This window comes from Symbiobacterium turbinis (assembly GCF_055383075.1).
Genome location: NZ_AP042433.1, coordinates 2410609 through 2426713 on the forward strand (window position 1 = coordinate 2410609; position 16105 = coordinate 2426713).

Genomic DNA, 16105 nt, shown 5'->3' on the forward strand with positions numbered 1-16105 from the left:
CTACTCCTCCTTCAATCTCGGGTCCGGCCCCTTCCCCTGCTCCGGGCGGTACCCGTCGCGATCCAGCCAGTAGCGCCGCTCGTGGCCGGCCAGGTAGGCCAGCAGCGGGTCCCGGTAGGTGGGCCAGGTGATGTACCGGGCCACCTCGTCCCGCTTCACCCAGCGGGCGTCCACCACATACTCGTCCTCCTCCGGCACCCGGAGCGGACCGGCCACGAGGCGGCAGGAGAAAACGTGGACCAGGAAGTGCTGGTCGTGCACCAGGTTGTGCGTGTCGAGCACGTAGGCCAGCTCCACGGGGGCCACCAGCAGCCCGGTCTCCTCCTGCACCTCCCGCACCACGCAGTCGGTGAGCGACTCGCCCACCTCCAGCTGGCCGCCGGGCAGCGACCAGACCTCGCCGATGGGCCAGCGGTTGCGCACCACCACCAGCCGGTCCTCCTCCTCCACCAGCCCCAGGCCCAGGACGAACTGACGCGCCACCTAAGACTCCCCCCGCACCGGATCCAGAATCCGCACCCGCCGCCCCTCAACGGCCAGGCGCCCCTCCGCGAACAGACGCACCGCCTCCGGGTAGATGCGGTGCTCCTCGGCCTGAATGCGGGCCCGCAGGTCCTCCACCGTGTCCCCCTCCAGCACCGGAACGGCGGCCTGCAGCACGATCGGCCCCTCGTCCACCCCCGCGGTGACGAAGTGGACCGTGCAGCCCGCCACCTTCACCCCGTACTCCAGGGCCTGCCGCTGGGCGTCGAGCCCCGGGAAGGCTGGCAGCAGCGAGGGGTGGATGTTGAGGATGCGGTTCGGGAAGGCCGTGAGCATCGGCCTGCGCACCAGCCGCATGTAGCCGGCCAGGCAGACCAGGTCGACCGCGTGCGCCTGCAGCCGCTCCACGAGGGCCTCGTCGAAGGCCGTGCGGGTGGGGTAGGCGGCCGGATCGATGTGCACCGCCTCCACCCCGGCCCGGCGGGCCCGCTCCAGCCCGAAGGCGTCGGCCCGGTCGGAGATCACCACCGCCACCTGGCCGGGAATGCGCCCTTCCCTGCAGGCGTCCAGGATCGCCTGCAGGTTGGTGCCGGCGCCCGATATCAGCACGCCGATGCGAATCATCGCCGCACCACCACCCTCGGCTTGCCGGCCTCCGCCGCGACCACCTCGCCCACGACCCAGGCCTCATCGCCCAGCTCCCGCGCGGCGGCCGCCACCGCCTCGGCCTCGTCCGCCGGCACCGCCAGCACCATCCCGAGGCCCAGGTTGAAGGTGGCCTCCATCTCCGCCGGCTCCACCGGCCCGAGCCGCTGGATCAGGTCGAAGATCGGCGGCACCTTCCAGGCGTCCCACAGCAGCACCGCGGCGGTGCCGTCGGGGAGCATGCGGGGCAGATTCTCGTGCAGCCCCCCGCCGGTGATGTTGGCGATGCCGTGCACCTCAAACCGCTCCAGCAGGTTGAGCACCGTGCGCACGTAGATGCGGGTCGGGGCGAGCATGGCCTCAACGACCGTCTGCCCGTTCAGCTCCGGCGGCCGGTCCTCCAGCTCGAAGGCGCCGCCGTCCACCCTCAGCAGCACCCGGCGGGCCAGCGAGTACCCGTTGGAGTGCAGCCCACTGGAGGCCAGGCCCACCAGCACGTCCCCAGGCGCCACCTTCTCTCCGGTGAGGATCCGGTCGCGGTTGACAACGCCCACGGCGAAACCCGCCAGGTCGTACTCGCCCGGGGCGTACATGCCCGGCAGCTCGGCGGTCTCGCCGCCGATGAGCGCGCAGCCCGCCTGCAGGCAGCCGTCCGCGATGCCCTTCACCACCTGCTCCAGCACCGCCAGGTCCTTCTGCCCGGTGCCGATGTAGTCCAGGAAGAAGAGCGGCTCCGCCCCCTGGCAGAGGATGTCGTTCACCGACATGGCCACCAGGTCGATGCCCACCGTCTCGTGCCGGCCGCTCAGAAACGCCAGCCGGAGCTTCGTGCCCACCCCGTCGGTGCCGCTCACCAGCACCGGGTCGGGGTACCTGGCCAGGTCAAGCTGAAACAGGCCGCCGAACGCCCCGATGTTCCCCAGCACCCCGGGGCGCTGCAGGGTGCGGGCCGTGTGGGCGGCGATCCGCTCCACCAGCTGGTAATGCCGCTCCCGGTTGACCCCCGCGTCGGCGTACGTCAGCCCCTTCTCCGTCATCGCCCCTTTCCCCCCTCCAGCATGTACTTGTCGAGATCCTCCGGAATGGGAACCGGGTAGTCGCCGGTGAAGCAGGCCACGCAGAAGCCGCCGGGCCCGTCCACCGGCAGGCCGGTGGCCTTCACCATACCTTCGAGCGAGAGGTAGGCCAGGGAGTCGGCGCCGATGGCGTCGCGGACCTCATCCACCTCCCGCCCCCGGGCGATCAGCTCGCCGGACTGGGCGGTGTCGATGCCGTAGGGGCAGCTGTACCGGTAGGGCGGCGAGGCGATGCGCATGTGCACCTCGCGCGCCCCGGCCTCCCGGAGCAGCTTCACCAGGTGGCGGGACGTGGTGCCCCGCACGATCGAATCGTCCACCAGCACCACCCGCTTGCCCTCCATCACCTTGCGCAGGGGGTTCAGCTTCAGCTTCAGGGCCGACTCGCGCCCGGTCTGCGTCGGCATGATGAAGGTGCGGGCGATGTACCGGTTCTTGATCAGCCCCATCTCGTAGGGGATGCCCGACTCCTCGGCGTAGCCGGTGGCCGCCGAGATGGAGGAGTCCGGCACGCCGATGACGATGTCCGCGTCGGCCGGCGCCTCCCGCGCGAGCTCACGTCCCATCGCCTTGCGCACGCTGTGCACGTTCACCCCGGCCAGGTTCGAGTCGGGCCGGGCGAAGTAGATGAACTCGAAGATGCACGGGCGGGGGCGCGCCGGCTCCTTCACCACAGACTGCGACCGCAGCTTGCCGTGCTCGCTGATGGTGATCATCTCGCCGGGGGCGACCTCACGGACGAACTCCGCGCCGATGGTGTCGAAGGCGCAGGTCTCGGAGGCCAGCACCCAGCTCCCATTCAGCCGGCCCAGCTGCAGCGGCCGGATGCCGTGAGGGTCGCGGATGCCGACGAGCCGGTCCTCGGTCAGGATGAGCAGGGCGTAGCCGCCGTGCACCTGGTTGATGGCGTCGACGATGGCCTCCTCGATGCTGGCGGCCCGGGAGCGCACGATCAGGTGGGCCAGCACCTCTGTGTCGATGGCGGTGGTGAAGATCGCCCCCCCCTCCTCCAGCCGGTGCCGGATGACCGGGGCGTCCACCAGGTTGCCGTTGTGGGCCAGGGCCAGCCCGCCGCGCCGGGTGTTCACCACCACCGGCTGGGCGTTCCCCAGCCGGGAGGCGCCGTAAGTGGCGTACCGCACGTGGCCGATGCCGATCTCGCCCACCAGCCGGGCCATTGACTCGGGCTTCTCGAAGACGTCGCTCACCAGGCCCAGGCCCCGGTGCGTGTACAGGTTGGCGCCGTCCGCGGTCACGATGCCCGCAGACTCCTGCCCCCGGTGCTGCAGCGCGATCAGGGCGTGGTAGACCACCCGGGCGGCCTCGGGGTGGCCGTAGATGCCGAAGACGCCGCACTCGTCCACCGGCCCCTTGGCCGGATGGGTGGCCCACCCTTCCCGGTAGGGGTGCACGGCGAGCCGCAGGGTCGGGTCGCCGGAACGAGTCATGCGCCCATCCACCGGGGAATCGCCTCCTCAAACGCCTTCTGCAGCTCGTCCACGGAGAGGTCGATCAGCTCCTGCCGCCGGAAGACGTCGTCAGACCCCGCACCGGGGGCCAGCGCCGCCAGCCGGAAGCGCCCGTCGCCGGTCACGTCCCCCAGCAGCTTGAACGGCACGTCTTCCACCATGAGCAGCGCCTGCAGCCGGGCCACGTCCTCCCGCCGGGCGGTGAGCACGATGCGCGACTGCGACTCGCCGAAGACCTGCCCATCTACACGGCCACGCCCCAGGAACAGGCTCACCTGGCAGCCCCGGGCCTCGGGCTCCGCCGCGATGGCCATCTCGGCCAGGGCGACGGCCACGCCGCCCTCGGCCACGTCATGGGCCGCAGTCACCAGCCCCTCGTGAATCGCCCGCAGCACCACCTGCTGCAGCTTCCTCTCAAAGGCCAGGTCCAGGGCCGGGGCGTCGCCGGCCAGCACCCCGTGCACCAGGCGGGCGTACTCCGACCCGCCCAGCTCGTCCCGGGTCTCCCCCAGGAGCAAGATCACGTCGCCGGCCTGCTTGAAGCCGGGGGTGGTCAGCCGCTCCAGGTTCTCGTGGACGGCGACCATGCCGATGGTGGGCGTGGGGTGGATGGCCTCGCCGCTGGTCTCGTTGTAGAAGGAGACGTTCCCGCCGGTCACCGGTGTGCCCAGGGCCTCGCAGGCCTCGACCATGCCGCTGATCGCCTCGTCGAAGGTCCAGAAGATCTCCGGCTTTTCCGGGTTGCCGAAGTTGCAGTTGTTGGTGATGGCCACCGGCTGCGCGCCGATCACGACACAGTTGCGCGCCGCCTCGGCCACGGCGATGGCGGTGCCCCGCCGGGGGTTCAGGTAGACGTAGCGGCCGTTGCAGTCGACGCTGGCTGCGATGCCCTTCCGGCCGTCTGGGCCCAGCCGGATGACCCCCGCGTCGCCGCCGGGACCCAGGGCCGTGCGGTCACCCGCTGCGTGGTCGAACTGCCGGAAGATCCACGCCTTCGAGCCGATGTTGGGCGAGCGGAGCAACTGCAGCAGGGTCGCGTTCCAGTCCTCGGGCTCGGGGAGCCGCGACCAGTCAAAGGCCCGCAGCTCCGCCAGGTAGGCCGGCTCCGCCTTCGCGGGGTGGTAGACCGGCGCGTCCGCCAGAGCCCGGGCCGGCACCTCGGCCACCACCTGGCCGCCGTCCAGCACCCGCACCATGCCGTCGTCGGTCACCCGGCCGATCACCGCCGCGAGCACGTCCCACTTCCGGCAGATCGCCGCCACCTCGTCCTCCCGGCCCTGCTTCACACAGACCAGCATGCGCTCCTGCGACTCGGAGAGCAGGAACTCCCAGGCCTCCATGCCCTCCTCCTTCGCCGGCACCTTCCGGACGTCGATCTCGACGCCCACGCCGCCCCGGGCGGCCATCTCCGAGGACGAGGAGATGAGGCCGGCCGCGCCCATGTCCTGAATGCCGACCACCGCGTCGGTCTCAAACAGCTCCAGGCAGGCCTCCATCAGCCGCCTCTCCAGCTCCGGGTCGCCCACGGGCACGGTGGACGGCGGCTCCGCCTCCTCATCGGTAAACTCGGCCGAGGCCAGGAGCGACGCGGCGTGAATGCCGTCGCGCCCGGTGAGGCCCCCCACCAGCATGAGCGCGTTGCCCGGGCCGGCGGCGACGCCCTTGTGGATCCGGTCAGGCCGCACAACGCCGAGCACCATCGCGTTCACGAGGCAGTTGCCCCGGTACGACTCGTCGAAGTAGACCTCTCCGCCGATGGCGGGCACGCCCATGGTGTTGCCGTAGTGGGCGATGCCCTCCACCGCGCCCTTCAGGAGCTCGCGCTGCTTCGGGTCGTCCAGCGGGCCGAAGCGCAGCGAGTTCAGGCTGGCCACCGGCCGTGCGCCCATCGTGAAGACGTCCCGCAGGATGCCGCCCACTCCCGTGGCCGCGCCGTTGAAGGGATCCACGAAGGAAGGATGGTTGTGCGATTCGATCTTGAAGGCAACGGCCAGGTCCTCGTCGATCCGGACGACGCCCGCGTTCTCACCCGGCCCCTGGAGCACCCGCTCCCCTTTCGTGGGGAGTCGCTTCAGGGCCGCCTTCGAGTGCTTGTAGGAGCAGTGTTCGGACCACATGACCCCGAACATGTGCAGCTCCACATGGTTGGGCGCCCGGCCCAGAATCTCCACCACCCGGCGGTACTCCGCCTCCGTCAGCCCCACCTCGCTCCAGGGCTCGCGTGCATCAGACATGGCTGGTCCTCCCCGTCACGTAGTCGACCGCTTGAGGCGCATCTTGGGGTTAGCTTTTCCATCCGGCGGTAACCGGCGAAACGCCTTCCACGCACGCGCAGCATGCGGGGAAGGCCCTCACCCGGCATGCAGCACCTGCCTCAGCCGCTCCAGCACGTCCGCATAGCGGCGGGCGGTCTCCTGAATCAGCTCCTCAGGCAGCTCAGGCGCCGGCGGCTGCTTGTTCCACCCGATCCGCTCCACGTAGTCCCGCACCGGCTGCTTATCCAGGCTGTCCACCGGCTCGCCTTCCCGGTGCCGGTCCGCCGGCCAGTAGCGGCTGGAATCGGGGGTGAACACCTCGTCGATCAGCACGATCCGGTCGCCGTCGAAGCCGAACTCGAACTTGGTGTCGGCCAGGATGATGCCCGCCTTCTCCGCCTGCTCGGCCGCAAAGCCGTACAGCGCCAGCGACCGCTCCTTGATGAAGTCGGTCACCTCGTCGCCGAACCGCCTGCGCACCTCCGCCTCCGGCACGTTCTCGTCGTGGCCGAGGTCGTTCTTCAGAGCCGGCGTAAAGATCGGCTCCGGCAGCCGGCTGGAAAGCTTCAGCCCCTGCGGCAGCGGCACACCGCAGACCGTGCCGCCTGCCTGGTACTCCTTCCAGCCCGATCCGGCGAGGTACCCCCGCACCACGCACTCCACGTCGATGCGCCGCGCCCGGCGCACCACCATCGACCGCCCAGCAAGGAGCGGCCGGGCCTCCTCCGGCAGGTCCAGGCCGCTGAGATCGGTGGTGATCAGGTGGTTGGGCACGAGGTGCCGGGTCGCGGCAAACCAGAGCGCGCTCATCTGGGTGAGCACCCGCCCCTTGCCGGGGATGCCCTGGGGAAACACGACGTCGAAGGCGGAAAGCCGGTCCGTGGCCACCATCAGGAGCCGGTCGTCGTCGATCTCGAACATCTCCCGCACCTTGCCCCTGTGCAGCCGCCGGAGTCCCAGATCCGGCACCGTCAGCAAGACATCCATACTCAATCGCCTCCCAGGAGCGCTGCTACCTCGTTCATGTCATCGGATCCCAGGCGGCACTCCAGCGGGTTGATCACCTGCATCAGGCAGGCGCCCTCGTCCGTCAGGCCGAAGCGCATCCGGAGCGCCAGGCGCTGCACGCCGCGCAGGCTGAGGTGCGCCCTGAGGGACCGGGCCGCATGCAAAGCGGCGTCCTCCACCCGGTCCATCCGCTGTGGCGTCAGGCTGGCCTCGGCCTCCGCCCGGCTGATCTCCCGCCCGCCCTCCAGGAAGGTCAGGTTTACCTCGCCGGGCGCCGCCTCGGCCGCCACCTCCACCGTGAGGGGCGTCACCTTTTGAATGAGGAAGCAACGACCCGTGAGGCGCTCCTCGAAGCTGGTGGCCAGGGCGTGCCGCCGGAGCAACTCCTGAATGCGGAAGGCCGCCTCGCCCGCGGTCTCGTCGGCAAACTCCAGAATCAGCCGGTCGGCCCGGTCAGTGGCGTAGACCGCCACCCCCTCGCCCGCCCAGAGCCGCTCTCCTTTCAGAACCGGATCCGTCATCGCGCCCGCGCCCCCGCTAGATCTCGATCTGGGTCATGACCACCAGGGCCACGGCGAAGCCCAGGAGGGCCGCGACCATGGCGCCCAGGTGCCGGTTTCGGCTCCGGGGCCAGAGGTACATGACCAGTACGGTGATGACCAGGCCACCCAGGGCCCCCAGGATGATGCTGCCCGCGCTCATCATTCGATCAGCCCCAGTCGCTTCATGATGGTGTCGACGTGGCGGAGGTGGTGCCGAAGGTCGAAGGCGGCGTCCAGTTCCGCAGGCGTGAGCAGGGCCTGCACCGTCGCGTCCTGCTCCAGCAGCCGGCGCAGGTGCGTGCCCTCGGCCCAGGCCTGCATGGCCTTCTCCTGCACGATGGCGTAGGCCTGCTCCCGCGAGAGCCCCTTCTCCACCAGGGCCAGGAGCACCGACCCCGAGGAGGTGAGCCCGTAGGAGGCCTGCATGGAGCGGCGCATGTTCTCAGGGTAGACGTGCAGGTTCTCGATCACCCAGGTCATCTTGGCCAGCAGGTAGTCGGCCAGCGTGGTCGAGTCGGGCAGGATCACCCGCTCCACCGAGGAGTGCGAGATGTCCCGCTCGTGCCAGAGCGGCACGTTCTCCAGCGCCGCGATGGCGTTGGCCCGCAGGATCCGGCTGAGGCCAGAGATCTGCTCCAGGGTCACGGGGTTCCGCTTGTGGGGCATGGCGCTGGAGCCCTTCTGACCCCTGGCAAAGGGCTCCTCCACCTCGCGGGTCTCGGTCTTCTGCAGGAGCCTGAGCTCGGTGGCCAGGGCGTCCAGCGAGGACCCGAGGATGGCGAGCGTCGTGAGCAGGTGCGCGTGCCGATCGCGCTGCAGCACCTGCGTGGAGATGTCGGCCACCTCGAGCCCCAGTTTCTCACAGACGTACTGCTCCACGAAGGGGTCGATGTTGCCGTAATTTCCCACGGCGCCGGAGAGCTTGCCGACGGCGATGGACCGGCGCGCCTGCTCCAGCCGGGCGGCGTCCCGTTTGAACTGGGCGTAGAAGACGGCCAGCTTCAGCCCGAACGAGGTGGGCTCGGCGTGCACCCCGTGGGTGCGCCCCATGATGGGCGTGTCCTTGTACCGCACCGCCTGGCGGCCCAGCGCGGCGATGAGGCCGTCGAGCCCCTTCTGCACCTCCTGCACCGCCTCGTTGAGCACCGCCGACAGCGCGGTGTCCACCACGTCGGTGGAGGTGAGTCCGTAGTGGATGTACCGGGCCGACGGGTGGTCGATGCGCTCGGCGCAGGCGGTGGTGAAGGCGATCACGTCGTGCCGGGTCGTCTCCTCGATCTCGGCGACGCGGCGGACGAAGGCATCGTCCACGGTGAACGCGCGGGCCCGCAGCTCCGCTGCGGCCTCCGCCGGGATGACCCCCAGCTTCGCCCAGGCCTCGCAGGCGAGCAGTTCCACCTCCAGCCACTTCTGAAACCGGTTGTTTGCAGACCAGAGCTGCGCCATGCGCGGCCGGGTATAGCGTTCAATCATGGGCATCATCTCCCTTTTGCGACAGGTCTTCCCGCCCCCAGCGTAGCTTTCCCGCGGTCAGGGCGCAAGAGCAGGCAAAAAGGGGGCCCGGGGTCTGACCCGAGCCCCGCTGAGTCGTCTGCGAGGTTGTGCAGGGTTATCCCTGTAAGGTTTGTGCGATGAAGTGGACGACGAAGAAGACGGAGAGCACCCACATCATCCAGTGGACCTTCCTGGCCCTGCCGGTGAACAGGGCGATCACGGCGTAGGCGACGAAGCCCATAGCCAGGCCTTCGGCGATGGAGTAGGCGAAGGGCATCATCAGGGCCGTGATGATGGCCGGGAGGGCGATGCCGAAGTCGTTCAGGTCGATCTCCGTGATGGAGGAGGCCATCATGACGCCCACGATGATGAGGGCCGGGGCCGTCGCGGCGCTGGGGATGGCCAGGAACAGGCCGGAGAAGAAGGAGGACAGCAGGAACAGGACGGCTACCGTGACGGCGGTGAGGCCCGTGCGGCCGCCCACCGACACGCCCGCGGCGGACTCGACGTAGGTGGTGGTGTTCGAGGTGCCCAGCAGCGAGCCGATGATGGTGCCGAGGGAGTCCATGATCAGGGCCTTGCTGCCGCCCTTCATGTTGCCCTGCTCATCCATCAGTTCCGCCTTGGAGGCGACGCCGACGAAGGTGCCGATGGTGTCGAAGAGGTCGGTGAAGAACATCGCGAAGATCACCGTGATCATGCCGACGCTGAACAGGCCGTCAAAGGTGAACTTGAACAAGGTGGGCGCCAGCGACGGCGGGGCGGAGACCACGGAGGCGGGCAGCTGCGTCACGCCCATGGGGATGCCGATGATCGTCGTGATGAGGATGCCCAGCAGGATGCCGCCGGTGACCTTGCGCGCGACCAGCACGCCGGTGATCACCAGGCCGATAAGCGCGAGCAGCGTGGCGGGATTGCTGAAGTCGCCCAGCGCAATCGTGGTTGCCTCGCTGGCCACCACCACGCCGGCATTCATCAGGCCGATCAGCATGATGAAGAAGCCGATGCCTGCTGAAACCGCGTGCCGGAGCGACATCGGGATGGCCCTGATCATCAGCTCACGCAGGCCGGTCAGGGTAACGATGAGCGCCAGGAAGCCCGAGATGAGGACCGCCCCCAGGGCCTGCTGCCACGTAAGGCCCAGGGCTCCACAGAGTGTGAAGGCGAAGAACGCGTTGAGGCCCATACCCGGCGCCAGCGCCACCGGCCAGTTGGCCACCAGGCCCATCACCAGGGTCGAGAGCGCAGCCGCCAGGATGGTGGCCATGAAGATGGCCGATTCATCCATGCCCGTACCTGTGGACAGGATGTCGGGGTTGACCGCGATGATGTACGACATGGTCACAAAGGTGGTCAGGCCGGCCAGGATCTCCGTCTTGACGTTGGTGCCGTTCTCCGTGAGCTTGAACACACGGTCGAGCACCCCCTGCGACGCTTCGTTCGGACGAACCGCCTCACGCGCAGCCACAGCCAAACGCCTCCCCAGAACAAATGATGGAATCGATGATGCCTGCCTCGGATCCGGAACGATGGGCGGGCAGGTGCACTCCCGCCTGGAGTGAAACCTGCCCGCCCGGGTTTTTCGCCCACCGGTGTAGCCGGACCCCGTCCGGCCTGTGCCGCTCGGTCGCAGGCCGGCGCCTGCTGAGGCGCCGCGGAACCCTAGGCACACTTTCCTCCGTCGCCGGCCGTGAGGCCGGCCTCTACTTTCACTCTACGGATCGGGCAGGCCGGTGTCAACCATGAACCCGAACTTTTTTTGGTTCGAGACGTAAAACGTTCGGGCTTTTCGCCGCGCGCCAGTCCGTTCAGTCTGCCCGTGAGGCTGCCGGACGATTCCCCGCCCGAACACCCGGGCCTCCAATCGACGCCACCGGCCATCTGCTGCCCAATTGGCCCCATCCAATTCCCGCATTCAGTGGATGTTGACGAATTGGCTGGGTCGGGGCACCATAGCCAGCAGAACACAGAAGGTGGGAGGGAGCGGGATTGTACAAGGCACTCACCATCGCCGGGTCTGACACCAGCGGCGGCGCGGGGATTCAGGCGGACCTGAAGACCTTCCAGGAGCTGGGCGTGTACGGCATGTCGGCCCTGAACGTTATTGTGGCCATGGATCCCAACGGCTGGAGCCACCAGGTCTTTCCGCTGGATCTGGAGCTTCTCGAGCGGCAGCTCACCACCGTCTTCGAAGGCGTCGGCGTGGACGCCCTGAAGACCGGCATGCTGGCCTCGGCCGCCGTGGTGGAGCTGGTCGCGCGCAAGCTTGACCAGTACGGCGCCGAGCGGGTGGTCATCGATCCGGTCATGGTCTGCAAGGGGACCGACGAGGTGCTGATGCCCGACCACGCGGCTGCCATCCGGGAGCTCCTGGTCCCGCGGGCCCTGGTCGTCACCCCGAACCTCTTCGAGGCGGCGCAGCTGGCGCAGCGGCCGCCCATCCGCACCCTCGACGACATGCGGGAGGCGGCGGCGCGCATCGCCGAGGCCGGGGCGAAGAACGTGCTGATCAAGGGCGGCGGCAAGCTGGAGGGCGTTGAGAAAGCAGTGGACCTGTTCTACGACGGACGGGAGTTCACGCTGCTGGAGTCCGAGAAGATCACCCACGGCTACACCCACGGCGCAGGCTGCACCACCGCGGCCGCAATCACGGCCGAGCTGGCCAAGGGCGCCCAGGTGGCCGATGCCGTCCGCACCGCCAAGCGCTTCGTCAGCGCGGCCATCCGGCACGGCTTCCGCCTCAACCAGTACGTGGGTTCCGTCAAGCACGGCGCCCTGCGGCTGCACGGCGACGCGTAAGCGCCGGACCAGGAGAAGCGTCACAGGCCCCACCCTGCTGTAACAGGGTGGGGCCTTGCTGCAACACGGTGGGGCCTTACCGCAACACGGTGGGGCCTTACCGCAACACGGTGGGGCCTTACCGCAACACGGTGGGGCTTACCGCAACACGGTGGGGCTTACCGCAACACGGTGGGGCCTTTACGGCAACTGCGTGGCGCTGGTGCATCGCGCTCAGCGCGTGAGCACCAGCTTCATCCCGCCGATGATCAGGAGCACGCCGACCACCTGCGGCCAGCGAATCGGAATCTGCCCGGCCGTTCCCAGTCCCGCGGCGTCGATCAACAGGGCCGCAATAAGCTGTACGCCGGTCAGCAGGCTGAGCGTGGCATTGGCGCCGTGGGAGCCGGTGCCCACGATCACCGCGGTGACCACCACCGCACCGCACAGGCCGCCCAGCAGGCTCCAGGGGGGCGCGCCGGCCAGGCCCGCGCCGAGGCCGGAAAGTCCCTGCCCCCGCAGTGTGACCACCGTCAGCACCAGCAAGGCAAGCCCGCCGACGATGAACGAGACCAGCGACGCCGGAATGGGCCGGATATGCTGGGCCAGCGTCGCGTTGATCGGCGCCTGCAGCGCGCCGGCCACGCCGCCCAGGACCACGAGCAGCCAGATCAGCCAGGGAGCCATCCCGCCGCCTCCTTAAGCAACCAAGTTCCGAACCCGGTAGCCCTTCTTCTGTTCGGCGGCGGCGGGAGAACCTCCTTTAGGCTTTGACCGGCATGTGCCCCGTAACCCAGTCTTCCAGGTGGTTGAAGTCCTCGGTCAAGGTGGCCAGTGGGATGCCCCTGTGGAAGATCTGCACGGCCGGCACGTCGAAGATGCCCAGCCGGGTGGCCGTGCGGGACGACTTGTAGCAGTCGATGCGGGCCAGCCGCACCTGGCCGCCCAGGCGGGCGACGATCTTCTCGGCCTCCTGGAGCACGTGCAGCGACAGCTGGTTGAGCGGGCTCCAGAACACCACCAGCACGGGCTCCTCCGGCGACAGGATCTCCCGGTGGACCTGCTCCTCCTCGGCCAGGAACTTGGCGGCGGCCGAAGCGGCGATGGCGCCGTCGGCGGCGGCCGTCACGATCTGCCTCAGCCACTTGCGGCGGGCGTCGCCTGCGGCGAAGACGCCGGGGAGGCTGGTCTCCATCGTGTCAGGGTCAGCGATGATGTAGCCCCTGCCGTCCAGGTCAATGCCGGCGCCCCGGAGGAAATCGGTCCGGGGGGTGGTGCCCACAAAGATGAAGATGCCGTCGGCGGGCAGTTCTGACCGCTCCCCGGTGCCCAGGTGGCGGAGCATGACCCGCTCCACCCGCCCGTCGCCCTGAATCTCCTCCACCACGGTCTGCCAGACGACCTCGATGTTGGGGGTGGCGAAGAGCCGCTCCTGGCTGGCCTTGTTGGCGTCCATGATGCCTTCGGGGTGGATGCAGATGAGGGTCACCTTCCGGGCGAAGCGGGCCAGGTAGATGGCCTCCTCCACGGCGGTGTCGCTGTTGCCCACCACCACGGCGTCCCGGCCGGTACAGATGTCGACATCGGAGGTGGCGCAATATGAAACGCCCCTGCCGTGAAGCCGGCCCTCGCCCTTCACCCCGAGCCTGCGAGGCTCGGCGCCGGGGCAGAGGATGACCGCGCGCGCCTCGTACACCTCGCCCTTCTTCGTGCGGATCGTCTTGATGGGCCCTTCCAGATCCACGGCGCAGACCTCGCCGCAGACGAGTCTCGCCCCGAGGGATTCGGCGTGGTCGCGGAACTCGCTCATCAGCTTCGATCCGGTGGTGCGGCCGGCGCCAGGGTAGTTCTCAATCTCCTCAGTGGTTGCCGCCTGGCCTCCCGGCCCTCCCTGCGCAATGACGAGGGTCGACAGCCGGTAGCGCGCTCCGTAAACCGCAGCCGTGAGCCCAGCAGGGCCACCGCCTATGATGACGAGATCCCAGCGCTCAGCCATGGTTTCCCCTCCCAGAACGGTGTTGGTGTGCCATGTGAAAAAAGGAACGAACCGGCGAGCGGATCGTTCCGGTTTCTCCCGGCTTTCCACAAATCTGGGGCGCGGGTGTGCGCCTCGGGGGCGGCGCCGTGCCAATTCCGCGCCTTTGGCCCATGAATTCGCAATTCAGTTATCTACATTCAGGTTATCCGGTCTGAAATTGTCGGTCAACTGCCCAGTATGCCCCATTCGCATGATCTGAATTGTTATGGTCTGATCGTCTGAGTCGCCTGACACCGAAAGGCTACCCGGATCTATCGCGGCGGCCTGGGCGGAACTTGAAGCCCAGCCCATCCAGCACCAGGAACATCACGCCGGTGAAGAGGAAGAGCCAGCGGAACTGCTTGGGCAGGTGGAGCCAGCGGGGAATCAGGCTGAGGAAGCCCAGCGGCACCGAGAAGCGGAAGAGGGCGGAGGCCAGGGCGGGCAGGAAGGGCCGGCCGGCAATGCGGAGGGCGACGGCCGCTGCAGGCACGCTGAGCGGCGAGAGCCCGCCCAGGATCCAGATGGGATCGAAAGTGTCGAGCAGCCGCCGGGCCCGGAGCACCTGCGGAATGATGGTGAGCAGGGCCACCATCGAAATGTGCGCCCACGAGACGACGGCGAACCCGGCGCCGACGATGAACTGGATCCCCGGCTTCACCTCGGGCTCCAGCAGGATGGCCATCTGGAGAAAGGCCCAGGCCAGGAGCGCCGCCACCAGCCCACCCGTGAAGTAGGGCAGGTGGTAGGGATACTGAAGCGTGTAGACCGGGGTGACATAGGCCGCCAGCGCGCAGAGCACGGTCAGCAAGAGCCGGTAGTAGACCCGGGCCAACGGCGTCACCCCCTGTCGGAACCTTACGGTTTCCAGAACTTCACACTTCCATGTTCGCCTCCCGAAGCGGCTTTCCTGCCCTGAACGCGCCACGCCGCCCCTCCCCCGGGGCGGCGTGGCAGGCGATTATCCAGCGGTTTATGCCTTCTTCTGTACGGCGGCGTAGACCTTGGTGGGCAAGCCGAAGATATCGATGAAGCCCTTGGCCGCCTTGTGGTCGAACTTATCCGCCTTGTCGTAGGTGGCGAGGTCGTAGGAGTACAAGGTGTACGGCGAGGTGCGGCCCACGCAGAAGGCCGATCCCTTGAAGAGCTTCACCCGCACCTTTCCGGTCACGGTCTCCTGCGACTTCTTAATGAAGGCATCCAGGGCCTCCTTCAGGGGGTGGAACCACAGGCCGTTGTAGACCAGTTCGGCGTACTTCTGCTCCAGGCCCAGCTTGAAATGGTGCAGTTCCCGGGGCAGGGTGATGGTCTCCAGCTCCTTGTGTGCGAGGGTGAGCACCACCGCGGCCGGCATCTCGTAGACCTCCCGGGACTTGATGCCGACCAGCCGGTTCTCCACGTGGTCGATGCGGCCCACGCCGTGGGCCCCGGCGATGGTGTGCAGCCGCTCGATCAGCGCCACCAGATCGAGCTGCTCGCCGTTGAGCGAGACGGGCACGCCCTGCTCGAAGCCGATCTCCACGTACTCGGGCTCGTCTGGGGCATCCTTCGGGTTCACGGTCCACTCGAAGGCCTCTTCGGGGGCCTCCACCCAGGGATCCTCCAGGACCCCCGCCTCACAGGAGCGGCCCCACAGGTTCACGTCGATGGAGAAGGGGTTCTCCTTGCCCACCGGCACCGGGATGTCGTGCTTCAGGGCGTAGTCGATCTCCTCCTCCCGGCTCCAGCCCCACTCCCGCACCGGGGCCAGCACCTCCAGGTTCGGGTTGAGGGCGGCGACCGAGACCTCGAACCGCACCTGATCGTTGCCCTTGCCCGTGCACCCGTGTGCGACGAAGTCGGCCCCCTCCTGCTCGGCCACCTGCACCAGCAGCTTGGAGATCAGCGGCCGGGAGAGCGCGGCCGAGAGGAAGTACTTGGACTCGTAGCAGGCGTTGGCCTGCAGGGTCGGCAGGATAAAGTCGTAGGCGAACTCCTTCCTGGCGTCGTAGACGTAGCTCTTCACGGCGCCGATGGAGAGCGCCTTCTGCCGGATGAAGTCGAGGTCCTTGTCATTGGCCCCCACGTCCACCGCCAGCGCGATGACGTCCGCGTCGTAGTTCTCCTTGATCCAGTGGATCGCAACCGAGGTATCCAGCCCGCCTGAGTAGGCCAGCACGCACTTCTTCTTCGCCATTGCATCGGCGCCTCCCCCGAAACTCTCTTGGTGCATGATTATACCCGTAGGTGAATAAGTATGCAATAGGGGTTGAAAAGATTTCGGGAGGCGCCGCCCCCAGCAGCGCCTCCCGCTCCGCGTCGGTTCTGCAGCCCCCGCATCGGTTGTGCACCCGTCGCC

Annotated in this window: 15 protein-coding genes; 1 reads left to right on the top strand and 14 read right to left on the bottom strand. The window is 68.3% G+C overall.

All coding sequences use genetic code 11. The features are described 5' to 3' along the window. From ACZ45O_RS11500 to ACZ45O_RS11545, 10 genes are all read right to left on the bottom strand, one after another. The gene (locus tag ACZ45O_RS11500; RefSeq protein WP_464853100.1) at window positions 1-483 is read right to left on the bottom strand and encodes an NUDIX domain-containing protein; all 483 of its coding nucleotides are present in this window, start codon (window positions 481-483) and stop codon (window positions 1-3) included. Continuing rightward, window positions 484-1107: a phosphoribosylglycinamide formyltransferase gene (purN, locus tag ACZ45O_RS11505; RefSeq protein WP_464853102.1), complete on the bottom strand. Its 624-nt coding sequence runs from the start codon at window positions 1105-1107 to the stop codon at window positions 484-486. Further along, complete coding sequence (gene purM / locus ACZ45O_RS11510) at window positions 1104-2165, bottom strand: phosphoribosylformylglycinamidine cyclo-ligase (RefSeq protein WP_464853104.1); 1062 nt, start codon at window positions 2163-2165, stop codon at window positions 1104-1106. The genes purN and purM overlap by 4 nt, the downstream gene beginning before the upstream one ends. Further along, window positions 2162-3664 (bottom strand): amidophosphoribosyltransferase, encoded by a 1503-nt coding sequence (gene purF / locus ACZ45O_RS11515; protein WP_464853106.1) that lies wholly within the window; start codon window positions 3662-3664, stop codon window positions 2162-2164. The genes purM and purF overlap by 4 nt, the downstream gene beginning before the upstream one ends. Next, entirely contained in the window at window positions 3649-5907 is a 2259-nt protein-coding gene (gene purL, locus ACZ45O_RS11520; RefSeq protein ID WP_464853108.1) for a phosphoribosylformylglycinamidine synthase subunit PurL, read from the bottom strand. Before purL ends, purF begins: the two co-directional genes overlap by 16 nt. Before the next feature lie 117 nt (window positions 5908-6024). Then, entirely contained in the window at window positions 6025-6915 is an 891-nt protein-coding gene (locus tag ACZ45O_RS11525) for a phosphoribosylaminoimidazolesuccinocarboxamide synthase (protein ID WP_464853110.1), read from the bottom strand. A gap of 2 nt (window positions 6916-6917) precedes the next feature. After that, window positions 6918-7457: a hypothetical protein gene (locus ACZ45O_RS11530; RefSeq protein ID WP_464853112.1), complete on the bottom strand. Its 540-nt coding sequence runs from the start codon at window positions 7455-7457 to the stop codon at window positions 6918-6920. A 16-nt stretch (window positions 7458-7473) separates the two neighbouring features. Then, on the bottom strand, window positions 7474-7638 hold the full coding sequence (locus ACZ45O_RS11535; RefSeq protein WP_464853114.1) for a hypothetical protein: 165 nt from the start codon (window positions 7636-7638) through the stop codon (window positions 7474-7476). Then, window positions 7638-8951 (bottom strand): adenylosuccinate lyase, encoded by a 1314-nt coding sequence (gene purB / locus ACZ45O_RS11540; RefSeq protein ID WP_464853116.1) that lies wholly within the window; start codon window positions 8949-8951, stop codon window positions 7638-7640. The genes ACZ45O_RS11535 and purB overlap by 1 nt, the downstream gene beginning before the upstream one ends. A gap of 136 nt (window positions 8952-9087) precedes the next feature. Then, window positions 9088-10440: an NCS2 family permease gene (locus tag ACZ45O_RS11545; protein WP_464853118.1), complete on the bottom strand. Its 1353-nt coding sequence runs from the start codon at window positions 10438-10440 to the stop codon at window positions 9088-9090. Window positions 10441-10961: 521 nt separating this feature from the next. Here ACZ45O_RS11545 and pdxK point away from each other — a divergent pair. After that, window positions 10962-11771 carry a pyridoxine/pyridoxal/pyridoxamine kinase gene (gene pdxK, locus ACZ45O_RS11550; RefSeq protein WP_464853120.1) on the top strand — a complete coding sequence of 270 codons (810 nt, stop codon included), beginning with the start codon at window positions 10962-10964 and terminating at the stop codon, window positions 11769-11771. A 213-nt stretch (window positions 11772-11984) separates the two neighbouring features. Here the strand turns inward: pdxK and ACZ45O_RS11555 are convergent, their stop codons facing one another. From ACZ45O_RS11555 to ACZ45O_RS11570, 4 genes are all read right to left on the bottom strand, one after another. Then, complete coding sequence (locus ACZ45O_RS11555; protein ID WP_464853122.1) at window positions 11985-12437, bottom strand: DMT family transporter; 453 nt, start codon at window positions 12435-12437, stop codon at window positions 11985-11987. 76 nt (window positions 12438-12513) lie between these two features. Further along, the gene (locus tag ACZ45O_RS11560) at window positions 12514-13746 is read right to left on the bottom strand and encodes an FAD-dependent oxidoreductase (RefSeq protein ID WP_464853124.1); all 1233 of its coding nucleotides are present in this window, start codon (window positions 13744-13746) and stop codon (window positions 12514-12516) included. Between the two features lie 283 nt (window positions 13747-14029). Next, entirely contained in the window at window positions 14030-14602 is a 573-nt protein-coding gene (locus ACZ45O_RS11565) for a hypothetical protein (RefSeq protein ID WP_464853126.1), read from the bottom strand. Between the two features lie 138 nt (window positions 14603-14740). Next, window positions 14741-15943 (bottom strand): argininosuccinate synthase, encoded by a 1203-nt coding sequence (locus ACZ45O_RS11570; protein WP_464853127.1) that lies wholly within the window; start codon window positions 15941-15943, stop codon window positions 14741-14743. Window positions 15944-16105 lie beyond the last annotated feature (162 nt).

Excerpts from the sequence above, each read along its gene's own strand:
- purN (WP_464853102.1), bottom strand. The coding sequence starts at position 1,107 with ATGATTCGCATCGGCGTGCTGATATCGGGCGCCGGCACCAACCTGCAG.
- purM (WP_464853104.1), bottom strand. The coding sequence starts at position 2,165 with ATGACGGAGAAGGGGCTGACGTACGCCGACGCGGGGGTCAACCGGGAG.
- purL (WP_464853108.1), bottom strand. The coding sequence starts at position 5,907 with ATGTCTGATGCACGCGAGCCCTGGAGCGAGGTGGGGCTGACGGAGGCG.
- ACZ45O_RS11525 (WP_464853110.1), bottom strand. The coding sequence starts at position 6,915 with ATGGATGTCTTGCTGACGGTGCCGGATCTGGGACTCCGGCGGCTGCAC.
- ACZ45O_RS11530 (WP_464853112.1), bottom strand. The coding sequence starts at position 7,457 with ATGACGGATCCGGTTCTGAAAGGAGAGCGGCTCTGGGCGGGCGAGGGG.
- ACZ45O_RS11535 (WP_464853114.1), bottom strand. The coding sequence starts at position 7,638 with ATGAGCGCGGGCAGCATCATCCTGGGGGCCCTGGGTGGCCTGGTCATC.
- purB (WP_464853116.1), bottom strand. The coding sequence starts at position 8,951 with ATGATTGAACGCTATACCCGGCCGCGCATGGCGCAGCTCTGGTCTGCA.
- ACZ45O_RS11555 (WP_464853122.1), bottom strand. The coding sequence starts at position 12,437 with ATGGCTCCCTGGCTGATCTGGCTGCTCGTGGTCCTGGGCGGCGTGGCC.
- ACZ45O_RS11560 (WP_464853124.1), bottom strand. The coding sequence starts at position 13,746 with ATGGCTGAGCGCTGGGATCTCGTCATCATAGGCGGTGGCCCTGCTGGG.
- ACZ45O_RS11570 (WP_464853127.1), bottom strand. The coding sequence starts at position 15,943 with ATGGCGAAGAAGAAGTGCGTGCTGGCCTACTCAGGCGGGCTGGATACC.